Below are 553 nucleotides of genomic sequence, written 5' to 3' on the forward strand. Positions count from 1 at the left end.
TCCCAATCCTACGACTTTAATTTCAACGGGTGATTTAAAAGTAGGAACAGAAACTTTTAATTTCCCCAATGCGTCCGCAGGTTCAACAACCTTTGCTTTTGTGGCTAACCCATATCAATCTAGAATTGATGTTAGTGAAGTCCTTACTGCCAATAACAGCAATGCTGACGACACTAAACTTTGGGTGTGGGACCCAATGATTAATACGCGTGGAGCTTTTGTAACCATAGATCAATTATCAGGAAATGGCACCACAACTCCTAGCTCGGATGCTACTAAATTTATTGAACCTGGGCAGGCGTTCTTTATTCAGTTAATAGGAACAAATTCTAATATTTCATTCACTGAAAGTGTGAAAGACATAACAACTTCGTTAAATAAACCAGCGCCATTAAGTAATAATCAAATGAGTTTATTATTCGAGTTGCAAAATGAAGAAAGTCAGATTATCGATGCCATTCGTTTGCGTTTTGCCGCTGATGGAATTACTGAAGTAGATGCAGCAGATATTGCTAAAATGGGAAATATCGATGAAAACCTAGCTTCTGTCAAT

Annotated in this window: 1 pseudogene; it reads left to right on the top strand. The window is 37.8% G+C overall.

The features are described from left to right. Positions 1-553, top strand: a pseudogene (locus IEV72_RS13605) (hypothetical protein); the annotation flags it as partial.

Source organism: Psychroflexus planctonicus (genome assembly GCF_014640195.1).
Taxonomy (GTDB): domain Bacteria; phylum Bacteroidota; class Bacteroidia; order Flavobacteriales; family Flavobacteriaceae; genus Psychroflexus; species Psychroflexus planctonicus.